Consider the following 12,415-nt stretch of genomic DNA (forward strand, 5'->3'; position numbering starts at 1 on the left):
CATCTCGCATCTGCTCACCTGCGGACCCAAAGGCCCCCATCGAGGCAGCTGCTGACTCAGCGACCCGCATCGGCTCACCGGCAGCCCGCATCGGCTCACCGGCAGACTCCGCCACGCGTGACCCGGCGCCGAGCGACTCGGCCGCACGCCATGGCTCGGACAGGCCATAGTTTGTCGGCACAGTTTCCGCGGCGATCTCGACCGTCGAGGCCTCGCGGCCGGTCACCGCGGCATACGCCGCGCAGGCGAATTCGCCTGCGCTGGAATAGCGTTGGCTCGGGTCCTTGGCCATAGCGCGGGTGATGACGGCGTCCATGGTCGCGGGTACAGCGGGGTTCAGGGTGGTGGCGCTGGGTGGGGCGGTCAGCAGGTGGGCGCGCAGTTGCTGCGGGGAATCGACATTGCCGAAAGGTCTTTGGCCGGTGAGGCATTCGTACAGAACGCAGGCCAGTGAGTATTGGTCCGCGGGCGCGTCGGCGACACCGTCGAAACGTTCCGGTGCCATATATGCCAGGGTGCCGACCACGTTGCCGTGGGCCGTGATCGCGGGCTGATCAATGCGATGTGCGATGCCGAAGTCGATCAGATGGACCGACCCCGTCGGGCCCACCATGATGTTGGACGGTTTGACGTCGCGGTGCACAAGGCCGACCCGGTGCATGGCATCGAGCGCCATCGCGGTCTGCGCGATGATCGCCACGGCACGCGCCGGATCCAGCGGCCCGGCGTCCCGCAGTAATGCGCTGACATCGGTGCCCTCGATGAACTCCATGTCGATATAGAGACGGCCGTCGAGTTCGCCGAAGGCGTGGATCGGAACCCGATGCGGTCCGGGGGCCTGGGCCGCCAGGCGAGCCTCCCTGGTGAACCGCAGTCGGCAGGTCGGATCCGCGGCGTGCGAGCTGGCCAGCACCTTCAGGGCGACGGCGCGGTCCGCGACCGTATCCCGGGCGAGCCAGACCTGCCCGGTACCACCGGTGCCGAGCAATCGATCGAGGCGGTAGTGGCCGAACCACGTCTTGCCCATGTCGAACCTCCTACTACCTTCCGTTCGTCTTTTAGCTACCCGAAATCCACACCGGCATTACAGATTCCACGAATCGGTTCCGGCGGCAGAGGCGATCATGACGCAACGGGCCCGCTCGGCGTCGCGAAATTCGACGAGCACGACGTCGATGCGGTGGCGCGGGAGCGTTCAGTAAAAGCCGCTAGCCTTGCTGTTATGAGTGACCTGCCCGAGATTCGCATCGGCACCGCGGAGCGTGAGCAAGCGATGCAGCGCCTGTCCGATCATTTCGCCGCCGGGCGGCTCAGCGTTGCGGAGTTCGATGAGCGCAGTGCCGTGGTCGCGGCCGCGCTGACTCGCGGCGACCTGGATAAAGTCTTCGTCGACCTGCCCGAGCCCGCCCCTGTCGCCGCGGCGCCCGCCAAGCGCGACTCCGGGTTCATCGCAGAGTGGCCGGAGCGGGCGATGGCGGTGATCCCGATCCTCGCCGTCATCCTCTTCTTCGTCACCGGCAGCTGGCTCTGGTTCCTCGCCATCCCGCTCGCGGGCGCACTGCTGTTCGGCGGTCGGCACGAGCACCAACGCCGCCGCCCACGTGACCGTCGCCGCCGCAGGGGGCTGGAGGACTGATGGAGCCCGTCGAGATCAATGCGGGCACCTGGTACCTGCGTGCCCTGCGCGCCGACGATCGCATCGATGACCGCCCCGCCCTCGCCGACGGCGGCATCACCGATCCGAACTACGTCGCCCTCCGCACCGGGCAGTGGGCGGACGAATCCCACTTCTCCTGGGCCGTCTGCGAACCCACCACCGCCGAACTGGTCGCCGAAATCGTCGTGACGCCCGGGGCGGACAACACCGCCGAACTCACCGGCTGGGCCCGCCCCGGTTACGAGCCCGCCCTCGAAACCGGCACCACCGCGGTTCGCCGTTTCGTAGCGGGCGGCCTCGGCCTCCGGCTCCCTTGAGCCGGAAGCCGGCTCAGCGCATCACACCGGTATGTCCGGTGGAGTAGCGGCCCGGCTGCGGCCATATGGTGAGTCCGTGCGCCCCACGCCCAACGGGTATGCGCGCCAACAGGTTCCAGTTCTCGATATCGATGGCGTACACCTCAGCGTGGTTTCGACCCGATACCCAGAAAACGCGGCCGTCCGCGGAGAGGTTGCCCATATCAGGACTGCCGCCGCCCGGAATGAACCACTTGCGCACCAGTGCATTCGCGGCGAAATCCCAGACGGAGATGCTGCCCTCGCGCCGGTTGGTGATGAGCATCTGTTTGGAGTCGCGAGTGACATACAGGCCGTGCGTACCTTTGCCGGTCGGCACGAAACCTGTGTTCTCCCAGGATGATGCGTCAATGGTGTAGATGCCGTCCGCGACCATATCGGCGATGAAGAAGGTGCGCCCGTCCGGGGACAGCTTGACGTCCTGCGGCATGCCACCACGACCGCCCGGCAGGTCGATCATCTTGACCACCTCGCGCTCGGCCACATCGAAAACCAGCATGCGGCCGATGAATTCACAACTGACCAGGGCGAATCGACCGTCGGCTGTGAAGTCCATATGGTCGACGCCCGCGCAGTCGGGCACCGCGAGGGCGTGCACCTTCTGCCAGGTGTGCGGATCGTAGAAGTCCAGCGACTTATCCGCCTCGGCGACGACCAGCGCGTATCGGCCATCCGGTGTGTAGTACATGTTGTAGGGGTCGCGCACCGGGAAGGCCTCGCCTGGTTTGCCGGTGCGTGGATCGATCGGCAGCAGGGTGCCCCCGCCGATCGGCAGATCATTGGTGACATACAGCGTCTGCATGTCATAGGACGGCACCACATGCTGGGGTTCGCGACCACCGGCCGGGAAATTGTCGATCACCTGGAAGGTTGCCGGGTCGATCACCGAAACCGAATGCGATTCGCTGTTCGGCACGTAGACCAGGGGCCGATGATCGGCCACCGCCGGGCTCAACTCCCGATTCGCGGCATAGACGTCGGTCGGCGACAACGGCGGCGGCATGCCGGGTAGCAGATTCTCCAGCCGCGGCGGTGCCGCGCTGGTCGGGGCGGCGACCGTGGTGGGCGGCACAGTCGTCACACCCACCGTTCCGGCCTCGCTCGGGGCGCACCCCGCGACCGTCACGAGGACGGTCAGCGAGGCGAGCAGTGGTGCGCAGGTTCGGTGATCGCGCTGTCGGTTCACGCGCTGCACCGTGCCAGGAGGTGGTGAAGACGAGATGACATGGGTGCGAAGCCTAGGCGCTGGCGCCCGGATTCCACAGCAATCGCCGCCCGGTGCGCGACGGATTGCCCGAATCATCCGGAAATGCGTACTCGGACAGTCAAACTTCCGTTTGCGGTCGGATAACTATCCGGCGTCGTTGAGCACCCGATCGAGCGCATCGACCACGGCATCCAACTCCGATTCGGTAACGGTGAGCGGCGGCCGGAACCGGATGCCCCGTTCGCCGGTGCCGAGAATCAGCACATGCTCGCGTTCCCGCAGCGCGGTCAGCACCTCGTCCCGCAGTTCGGCCGAGGCCAGCGTGATGGCACACATCAAGCCGCGTCCGCGCGGTTCGGTAACCCGAGGGTGGTCGCCCGCAAGCTGTTCCAGACGCCGCAGCAGGTGCGCGCCGAGCGGCCGGGACCGCTCGATCAGCTCATCGCGCTCGAACACCTCGAGGATGCGCCGGGTCCGCACCATATCGGTGAGATTGCCGCCCCAGGTGGAATTGATCCGAGAGCTGACCACGAAGACGTTGTCGGGCACCTCGTCCACGCGTCCGCCCGCCATGATGCCGCAGACCTGGGTCTTCTTGCCGAACGCGACAATATCGGGCTCGAGCCCGAGTTGCTGGTAGGCCCAAGTGCTTCCGGTCATGCCGACGCCGGTCTGCACCTCGTCGAGGATGAACAGCGCGTCGTTCTCGTGACAAAGCCCCTGCACGGCCTGCAGGAACTCCGGGCGCATATGCCGGTCGCCGCCTTCGCCCTGGATCGGTTCGGCGATGAAACATGCTATGTCGTGCGGGTTTTCAGCGAAGGCGTGGCGGGCCTGGTCGAGCGCGTGCGCTTCGGCGGCGGCGATGTCGACACCATTGGCCAGGAACGGCGCATCGATGCGCGGCCAATCGAACTTGGGAAAGCGGGCCGTCTTCACCGGGTCGGTGTTGGTCAGCGACATGGTGTAACCGGTGCGGCCGTGGAACGCTCCGGTCAGGTGCAGCACCTTGGTGCCGAGTTCCGGTGCGCGCCCGTGGGATTCGTTATGCCTGCTTTTCCAGTCGAACGCGACCTTGAGCGCGTTCTCCACCGCCAGTCCGCCGCCGTCGATGAAGAACAGGTGCGGTAGCCGGATATCGCCCAGCACCCGCACGAAAGTTTCGACGAAGCGGGCCATCTCGACGGTGTAGATATCGGAGTTGCTCGGCTTGTTGAGCGCCGCGACGCTCAGTTCCGCACGGAACTCTTCGTCCTCGGCCAGGGCGGGATGGTTCATGCCGAGGGCATTCGAGGCGAAGAAGCCGAACATGTCGAGGTAGGAGCTGCCGTCTCGTTCATCGACGATCAGGCAGCCACGGGATTTCCGTAGATCCAGCACCAGGTCGAATCCGTCGGCGAGGATGTGTGCCGACAGGATCTCGTGTACCCGGGAGGCGGGGGTGACCGGTGCAGTGCCACTCCCCGCGCGGGTGCGCTCCAGTTCGATGGTCACACCCGTAGGGTACGTAAATCTTTACGAAAGTTCTACGGAATAACGGAGGAATTACGGTCAGAGGCTACCTGTCGTAGAATGTCTGCAAGATGATGGTGCTTCGAGTTCGCACGTTGGCGGTCGCCCTGATCTCCTGTAGCAACTGCTCGAGGTGCCGAGGAGAGGCCACCCGCACCAGCAACACGTAACTCTCGTCACCGGCCACCGAGTGGCATGCCTCGATCCCCGGGATATGTTGCAGCACGGCGGGCGCGTCATCGGGTTGCGAGGGGTCGAGAGGAGTGATGGCGACGAATGCCGACAACAGTTGCCCGAGCGCCTCGGGATCGACATGCGCGGTATAGCCACGGATCACCCCGCGCGCCTCTAGTCTGCGGACCCGCGACTGCACAGCCGAGACCGATAAGCTCGCCTTTTCGGCCAGATTCGACAGGGTGGCGCGACCATCGGCCATCAGTTCACGAATCAGCAGGCGATCGATGTCATCGAGTACGGGTCTTGCCGGTGTATCCGCCATCAGCGAAGGCTAACCCAGCGGGGGCTACTCGTGGCAAAAACTTCTGCTCGTTAACGCACCGTACCCATCCGATATTGTTCGCCGACCCAAAGCTAAAGCGGAGCAACCGATGACAGATACGCTCGACGACCACCTGACCGAGAACCTGGCAACCCGGGCAGCCGGACTGCTGCACACACTCGGCGCGCCGACACCGGTAGCGGGCGAGCTGCCCGCACGGACGCCGATCACCGGCGGCATGCTCATGACCCTGCCCGCCGATTCCCCCGACGCCGCCGACGCGGCGATCGAGCGGGCGGCGGCGGCCTTCCGCGGCTGGCGCACCGTACCCGCGCCGGTGCGGGCCGGGGTGGTGCGGCGACTGGCCGAACTGCTCACCGCGCACAAGGCCGAACTCGGCGAGTTGGTCACCCTGGAGGCGGGGAAGATCGCCGCGGAGGCCGTCGGCGAGGTGCAGGAAATGATCGATATCTGCGAATTCGCGATCGGTCTGTCGCGCCAGCTCTACGGCAAGACCATGCCCTCGGAGCGGCCCGGACATCGGCTGATGGAGACCTGGCATCCGCTCGGCGTGGTCGGGGTCATCTCGGCATTCAACTTCCCGGTCGCGGTGTGGGCGTGGAATACCGCCCTCGCGCTGGTCTGCGGCGACACCGTGGTGTGGAAGCCGTCGGAGACGACACCGCTGACGGCGCTGGCCTGCCATACGCTGCTGCGCCGCGCCGCGGCCGATGTCGGCGCGGATCCCGAAGTGCATCAACTGATTCAAGGTGGCGCGGAGGTCGGGTCCCGGCTGGTCGAGGACGAGCGGGTCGCGCTGGTGAGCGCGACCGGTTCGGTCCGGATGGGCCGCACGGTGGCGCCGCGGGTGGCCGCTCGGTTCGGGCGATGCCTGCTGGAGTTGGGCGGTAACAACGGCGCGATCGTCACGCCCACGGCGGATCTGGAGCTGGCGGCGCGCGGCATCGTATTCGCGGCGGCGGGTACGGCCGGACAGCGCTGTACGACCTTGCGTCGGTTGATCGTGCACGCCGATGTCGTCGGGCCGCTGCTGGACCGCGTGGCCGGGGCGTATCGACAACTGCGCGTCGGCAATCCGCTCGACGACGGTGTGCTCGTCGGCCCGCTGATCAACGGCCGCGCCTACGCAGCGATGCGTGCGGCGATCGATCGTGCGCTCGCCGATGGCGGCGAATTGGTCTGCGGCGGTGAGCGAGTCGACGGTTTCGGCGACGACGCCTTTTACGTGCGTCCGGCGATCGTGCGTATGCCCGCCCAGACCGCCGTGGTCCGCGAGGAAACCTTCGCGCCGATCCTGTACGTGCTCACCTACCGCGACTTCGACGCAGCCATCGACCTGCACAACGGTGTGCCGCAAGGCCTTTCCTCGGCCGTCTTCACCGCCGACCAGCGCGAGGCCGAACGCTTCCTCGCCGCCGACGGCTCCGACTGCGGCATCGCCAACGTCAATATCGGCACCTCCGGCGCGGAGATCGGCGGCGCGTTCGGCGGGGAGAAGCAGACCGGCGGTGGACGGGAATCCGGGTCGGACTCGTGGAAGGCGTACATGCGGCGCGCGACCAACACCGTCAACTACTCCGATCAGCTGCCACTTGCCCAGGGCATCCAATTCGGCTGAGCCGCAATCTGTCCCGCCCTCCGGCGTACCTCGGCGATGTCGTCGCAGAGAACGGTGGCCGCGCCGAATAGCGGGAAGCGCGCGCTGCACGTCGCTCACGCATGTACGGCAGAACCAATAATCGCTCGCGCGGACGACCGGCATCGACGTAACGTTGCTCGTACGACGCGGGGTGGAGCAGCTAGGTAGCTCGCTGGGCTCATAACCCAGAGGTCGCAGGTTCGAATCCTGCCCCTGCCACTGTTCGTCCAGGCCAGTCGGTTCCAAACCGACTGGCCTGGACGTTTTTTCGTCGATTGCGCTCTGCGGCGAGTCGCCTGGAGTGTCGGTAACGGGATGTATGCCAGGCCGATTGAGCGAGTAACCCAGGCGCCCAAACCTTTAGACCGGCCTGGCAGCATCTCAGTAGGGGAACATGAGTAACCGCGTCAACACTCTCGTCGGCACCGGACTCGCACTCGCGGGTGCGCTCACACTGCTGCTCACAGGCTGCGCGCCGCAATCGAGCGGCCCCGGCCTCAGCGCTGCGACGGCGTCGATCACCACGTCCGAGGTCGCCTCGACACCGGTTGCGACAACGTCACCGCAGCCGACCACCGCAGCTCCGACGACCGCACCGACGACCACCTCGGTGGCACCACCTGCGGCGGCCCCCGTACCGCCCGCACCGATCGCCTCGGCACCACCCGTGGCAGCCGCCCCGCTCGCCCAATCCCAACCGTCCTGCGGCAACGACTCTTACCTCAACTCGGACAACCAATGTGTCCACCGCCCCCAGTCCGCTCCAGCCGCCCCGCCCGGAGCCACCGCTCGCTGCACCGACGGCACCTACAGCTACAGCCAGCACCGCTCCGGCACCTGCTCCCACCACGGCGGCGTAGCGGCCTGGTTGTAACTCCCGGCCACCGCAGCAGCGCCCCTGCGGATGCGGCACACCTGAGCCTCCCGCACACCGTGATGGGCGTATCGGAAACCCTGCCTTCTAACTGGGCACCCCATGCAAGGGGTGCCCAGTTCCCACAAGGGTGCCGGGGTCGCGAACCTACCGGCTCCGCATGAACTCGCGCTGCCCCATGAACTCGCGCTGCCCGCACGAATTCACCCGGCCCGCCTGACCTCGCTCGGTACGCGAATTCGCTTGGCACACACGAGCCCCCAGCGCACGTGAACTCACCTGGCGGCCCGCGAACTTTGCCTGGGCCCCGGACTCGGCGGGCGCGTGAGCTCCCCTGGAGCGGACGAACTTGCCCGGGTCGTCCGGTGGCGTGATGCAATAGTTCCAGCTCGCGTGGCCGGGGTCACATTTCACCTCGCATCCTGCTCAGCTCGTGCCCACCAGGAGAGCTTCAGATTGAGCATTCTGCTCAGCGTGTCGCACGTCAGTTGTGCGTTCAGCTCTTCAAGTACAGGATGGCCGCTAGAAATGCTCAACGAAGCGAAGCGCCCGATCGGCGCCTCGCGGACGGGTGGACTACATGACCGAGCTCGCGGACCGCGAACTGATCCCAGCCCCCTATGACCTGGCCGACCGCTATCGCGTCGGCGCGGGCACCGTTGTCCTCACCGGCGTCCAGGCGATTGCTCGACAGCTGGTCGAGCAGCATGTTCGTGATCTGCGCGCCGGACGCCGGGTCGGCACCTTCGTATCCGGATACCAGGGCAGCCCGCTGGGCGGCGTCGACAAGATGCTCAACGGGATGCCGAATGTACTGGCCGAGCACGATATTTCCTTCGTTCCCGGCTTCAACGAGGAACTCGCGGCGACCTCAGTGTGGGGCAGCCAAGCGGATCTGCCCGCGGGCGCGGCGACGCATGACGGCATTGTCGGAGTCTGGTACGGCAAGGGCCCCGGTCTCGATCGCGCGACGGACGCACTGCGGCACGCCAATATGTACGGCGCGAATGCCCGTGGCGGTGTCCTGTTGCTGGTCGGCGATGATCCGGCTTCCAAGTCTTCGACCGTCCCTGCGGTGAGTGAGCGTTCGCTGGCAGCAATGGGTATTCCGGTGCTGTTTCCGCGCAACGCCCGCGAGATCATCACGATGGGTCTGCACGGTGTCGCGCTCTCGCGGGCATCGGGATGCCTGGTCGCGCTGAAGATCGTCGCCGATGTCGCCGACGGCGCGTGGACAGTCGACGGCTCGGTCGGCGATATCGACATCACCGTCCCCGAGATCGAGTGGGAGGGCAGGCCGTTCACCTATCTCCAGCGGCCGATGGCCGCGCCGACGGACAGCGTGCTCGCCGAGGCCGATCTGTACGGGCCGCGCTGGAAAATGGTGCAGGCCTATAGCGCGCTCAATGAACTCGACGTCATCGAGGTGAATCCGGCGCGCGCCCAGCTCGGCATCGCCGCCACCGGAACCACATTCGACGCCGTGCGCCAGGCGCTGATCGATCTCGGCGTCGATGATGACGCGCTGCATCGCGCCGGGGTCCGGCTGCTGCGCATCGGCATGCCGTATCCCATTGCACCCGAGCGGGTCCGGCAATTCGCCGATGGGCTCGAGCGGATCGTCGTCGTCGAGGACAAGACCGCGTTCATCGAAACACAGATACGCGAAATCCTGTACGGCACTTCCGATGCGCCACAGATCATCGGCAAGCGCGATGCCGAGCACCGGCCGCTGTTCGCACAGGACGGCGAGCTCACTGCGGGCCGGATCGTGGCACCGCTGCGCCGCGCGCTCCAGGGTCGGCTGGAGATGAAACGTCCCTTGCCGCAGCCACTGTCGCTTGCGGTTCTGCCCGCCAAGCGGGCCGCCTACTTCTGTAGCGGTTGTCCGCACAACCGTTCCACCGCCGTGCCGGAAGGGTCGATCGCCGGTGGCGGCATCGGCTGCCACACCATGGTGACCATGTCCGGCCGCGAAGACAGCAAGGTGACCGGACTGACCCAGATGGGCGGCGAGGGTGCGCAGTGGATCGGTCAAGCCCCGTTCACCTCGGTGCCGCATCTGTTCCAGAACATCGGTGACGGAACGTATTTCCACTCCGGACAACTCGCCGTGCAGGCGTGTATCGCCGCGGGCGTGAACATCACCTACAAGCTGCTCTACAACGATGTCGTCGCGATGACCGGCGCGCAGGACGCCGAGGGCGCACTCGCGGTGCCCAGGCTGACCCACAAACTCACCACCGAGGGCGTGCGGCAGATCATCATCTGCGCCGATGAACCCAAGAAGTACCGCAAGCGCGACCTCGCCGCCGGAACCCTGCTCTGGCACCGGGATCGGCTCGACGAAGCCCAGCGCACCCTGCGCGAGATCCCCGGCGTGACCGTGCTCATCTACGACCAGCACTGCGCCGCCGACGCGCGCCGTCAGCGCAAGCGGGGCACGCTGCCGGTCCGGCGCACCCGGGTGGTCATCAACGAGGCGGTCTGCGAGGGCTGCGGCGACTGCGGCGTCAAGAGCAACTGCCTTTCGGTGCAGCCGGTAGATACCGAATTCGGCCGCAAGACCCGTATCGATCAGACCTCGTGCAATACCGACTACAGCTGCATGGACGGCGATTGCCCCTCGTTCGTAACGGTCGAGCTTCCAGCGAAGGCCGAGAAGCGCAAGCCAACTCGGCGCCCTGAGCCACCGGTACTGCCCGACCTGTCGAACGATGCACCGGCGACGACCCAGAACGTATTCCTCGCCGGTATCGGCGGCACCGGAATCGTGACGGTAAACCAGGTGCTCGCGACCGCGGCGTTGCGCGCCGGGTACGAGGTGGCGAGTCTGGACCAGATCGGCCTGAGTCAGAAGGCCGGACCGGTCGTATCGCACCTGCGGTTCGCGAGTGGCGAATTGGAACCGGCGAACCGCCTGACACCGGGTTCGGCCGATTGCATCATCGCGTTCGACCTGCTCGCCGCCACCGATAGCAAGAATCTGACCTACGGGTCGAAGCAGACCACCCTGTCCGTCGCGTCGACCAGCAAGACCGCGACCGGCGAAATGGTCTACGACAAGTCCGTCGCGTATCCCGAAGAGCGCGAACTGCTTTCCCGGCTCGAACAGGTGTCGCGTTCAGTGCGATCGTTCGACGCACTGACCGCGGCCGAGGTGCTGTTCGGCAATACCGCGGCCGCCAACTTCCTGCTCGTCGGCGCCGCCTACCAGATCGGTGGCCTGCGCATACCCGCGTCGGCGATCGAAGAGGCCATCGAGATCAACGGCGTTGCGGTGCATGCCAATATCGCGGCATTCCGATGGGGCCGGGTGGCGATCGCGGGGCCGGACGAGTTCGCCGCTGTCACCGCGCGAAAGACGCACAAGCGCGCCGAGATCGCCATTCCGGCAGACCTCTTCGACGGCGTGACAGCGACAGGTGAGACCAGGCGGCTGCTCGAACTGCGTGCCGTCGAGCTGATCGGCTTCCAGGACGTACGCGTCGCGCGCGACTATATCCGTGCCGTGCAACGCATTTGGGAGGCAGAGCAACACGTCACCGATCGCACCGAGTTCAGCGAGCAAGTGGCCCGCGGCCTCTACAAGTTCACCGCTTACAAGGACGAGTACGAGGTGGCCCGGCGCTTGACCGACCCCGCCTTCCTCGACCAGGTCAGCGAACAGCTCCCCGACGGCGCCAACCTCACCTACCGCCTGCACCCGCCGATCCTGCGCGCCATGGGACGCAAGAAGAAGATCGGCCTCGGCCCCCGCGGCCACCTCGCCCTGCGCGTTCTCGCCAAAGGAAAGCGCCTGCGCGGCACAAAGTTCGACCCCTTCGGCTACGCCCACGTCCGCCGCGTCGAACGCGCCTTGCTCGCCCACTACACGGAAATGGTGACCACCCTGGCCACCGACCTCGACCCAGCCGACTACGATCGCGCCACCCGAGCCGCCGCACTCCCCGACCTGGTCCGCGGCTACGAGGACATCAAACTCGCCAATGTCGAGCTCTACCGAAACAGCCTCCAGGACCTCGGCATCAAGCCCCCGCACCTCTAGCAGCCGCACCGACCTGGCACCCCGTCTCCGCACCTGGTATCCCACATACGGGGGTGCCAGGTCGCGAGATGGGGTCCAGCTACGGAAAGTCCGGGGTCAGGTGCCGAGGCATCGTGTGGGACGGACGATTTCTGCTGCGGAGCCGCAGCCATCGGGCGGGATGGTCCAGGTCTTGCCACCGGCGGATGACGATCCAGCCGAGCGCGCGCAAGGCATCTTCGCGCGCCTTCCGCACCGAAATCGGGGCTAGTGCCCCCGTCCAGATAGGTTGCCGCGTATCAGGTCCAGCTCGCTCGCCGAGCGCAGTCGAAACGCGGCAGGACACGCCAAGCGGTACCGTCAAATGACTGCGCTCGATGGGCTTCGACGCCGCACTGGCTGCGAGGCTGTGGATAAGTTTCGGCTATTCGGTGATCGAACGGACCTGCTGTTCGTATTGCGCGCGGGTTTCGGAGTCGGCGGGGTGCAGGGCGCGGTTGCCGTCGAGGAGTCGGCGAACGAGGCGGACCGCGCGTTCGGGGGCGGCGGCCAGGGCTATGTCGATGGGGCCCAGGTAGTTCGGAACGGCTACCTCGGCCTTGCGGGTTTCGCAGGTTTGCAGG

Annotated in this window: 9 protein-coding genes, 1 tRNA gene and 1 pseudogene; 6 read left to right on the top strand and 5 right to left on the bottom strand. The window is 66.4% G+C overall.

Features of this window, described 5'->3' with window-relative positions; all coding sequences use genetic code 11:
- Positions 1-1,027 (bottom strand): serine/threonine-protein kinase (locus tag NP3_RS06480; protein WP_157124157.1); only part of this gene is annotated, 1,027 nt, incomplete at its 3' end.
- 195 nt (positions 1,028-1,222) lie between these two features.
- Here NP3_RS06480 and NP3_RS06485 point away from each other — a divergent pair.
- Both NP3_RS06485 and NP3_RS06490 read left to right on the top strand, forming a co-directional pair.
- Entirely contained in the window at positions 1,223-1,636 is a 414-nt protein-coding gene (locus tag NP3_RS06485; protein ID WP_063038768.1) for a DUF1707 SHOCT-like domain-containing protein, read from the top strand.
- Positions 1,636-1,974 (top strand): hypothetical protein, encoded by a 339-nt coding sequence (locus tag NP3_RS06490; RefSeq protein ID WP_063038770.1) that lies wholly within the window; start codon positions 1,636-1,638, stop codon positions 1,972-1,974. The genes NP3_RS06485 and NP3_RS06490 overlap by 1 nt, the downstream gene beginning before the upstream one ends.
- Before the next feature lie 13 nt (positions 1,975-1,987).
- Here the strand turns inward: NP3_RS06490 and NP3_RS06495 are convergent, their stop codons facing one another.
- The 3 genes from NP3_RS06495 to NP3_RS06505 form a co-directional block, all read right to left on the bottom strand.
- Positions 1,988-3,199 (bottom strand): YVTN family beta-propeller repeat protein, encoded by a 1,212-nt coding sequence (locus NP3_RS06495; RefSeq protein WP_063038776.1) that lies wholly within the window; start codon positions 3,197-3,199, stop codon positions 1,988-1,990.
- A gap of 165 nt (positions 3,200-3,364) precedes the next feature.
- A complete protein-coding gene (lat, locus tag NP3_RS06500; protein ID WP_084508275.1) occupies positions 3,365-4,714 on the bottom strand; it encodes an L-lysine 6-transaminase in 1,350 nt (449 codons plus the stop codon).
- Between the two features lie 64 nt (positions 4,715-4,778).
- Positions 4,779-5,231, bottom strand: coding sequence for an Lrp/AsnC family transcriptional regulator (locus tag NP3_RS06505; RefSeq protein WP_040686931.1), 453 nt, complete (start codon positions 5,229-5,231; stop codon positions 4,779-4,781).
- 109 nt (positions 5,232-5,340) lie between these two features.
- Here NP3_RS06505 and amaB point away from each other — a divergent pair, with 109 nt between their 5' ends.
- The 4 genes from amaB (at position 5,341) to NP3_RS06525 (ending at position 11,813) form a co-directional block, all read left to right on the top strand.
- Positions 5,341-6,870, top strand: coding sequence for an L-piperidine-6-carboxylate dehydrogenase (gene amaB / locus NP3_RS06510; protein WP_063038772.1), 1,530 nt, complete (start codon positions 5,341-5,343; stop codon positions 6,868-6,870).
- Positions 6,871-7,036: 166 nt separating this feature from the next.
- Positions 7,037-7,110, top strand: a tRNA-Met gene (locus NP3_RS06515).
- 175 nt (positions 7,111-7,285) lie between these two features.
- A complete protein-coding gene (locus NP3_RS46510; protein WP_084508277.1) occupies positions 7,286-7,765 on the top strand; it encodes a DUF3761 domain-containing protein in 480 nt (159 codons plus the stop codon).
- A 580-nt stretch (positions 7,766-8,345) separates the two neighbouring features.
- A complete protein-coding gene (locus tag NP3_RS06525; RefSeq protein ID WP_063038780.1) occupies positions 8,346-11,813 on the top strand; it encodes an indolepyruvate ferredoxin oxidoreductase family protein in 3,468 nt (1,155 codons plus the stop codon).
- A gap of 403 nt (positions 11,814-12,216) precedes the next feature.
- Here the strand turns inward: NP3_RS06525 and NP3_RS48945 are convergent.
- Positions 12,217-12,415, bottom strand: a pseudogene (locus tag NP3_RS48945) (short-chain dehydrogenase); the annotation flags it as partial.

This window comes from Nocardia pseudovaccinii NBRC 100343 (assembly GCF_001613225.1).
Classification (GTDB): Bacteria; Actinomycetota; Actinomycetes; order Mycobacteriales; family Mycobacteriaceae; genus Nocardia; species Nocardia pseudovaccinii.

What these genes read in the sequence shown, in the direction of transcription:
- NP3_RS06490 (WP_063038770.1), top strand. Translation starts at nt 1,636, where the DNA reads ATGGAGCCCGTCGAGATCAATGCGGGCACCTGGTACCTGCGTGCCCTG.
- NP3_RS06485 (WP_063038768.1), top strand. Translation starts at nt 1,223, where the DNA reads ATGAGTGACCTGCCCGAGATTCGCATCGGCACCGCGGAGCGTGAGCAA.
- NP3_RS46510 (WP_084508277.1), top strand. Translation starts at nt 7,286, where the DNA reads ATGAGTAACCGCGTCAACACTCTCGTCGGCACCGGACTCGCACTCGCG.
- NP3_RS06505 (WP_040686931.1), bottom strand. Translation starts at nt 5,231, where the DNA reads ATGGCGGATACACCGGCAAGACCCGTACTCGATGACATCGATCGCCTG.
- amaB (WP_063038772.1), top strand. Translation starts at nt 5,341, where the DNA reads ATGACAGATACGCTCGACGACCACCTGACCGAGAACCTGGCAACCCGG.
- NP3_RS06525 (WP_063038780.1), top strand. Translation starts at nt 8,346, where the DNA reads ATGACCGAGCTCGCGGACCGCGAACTGATCCCAGCCCCCTATGACCTG.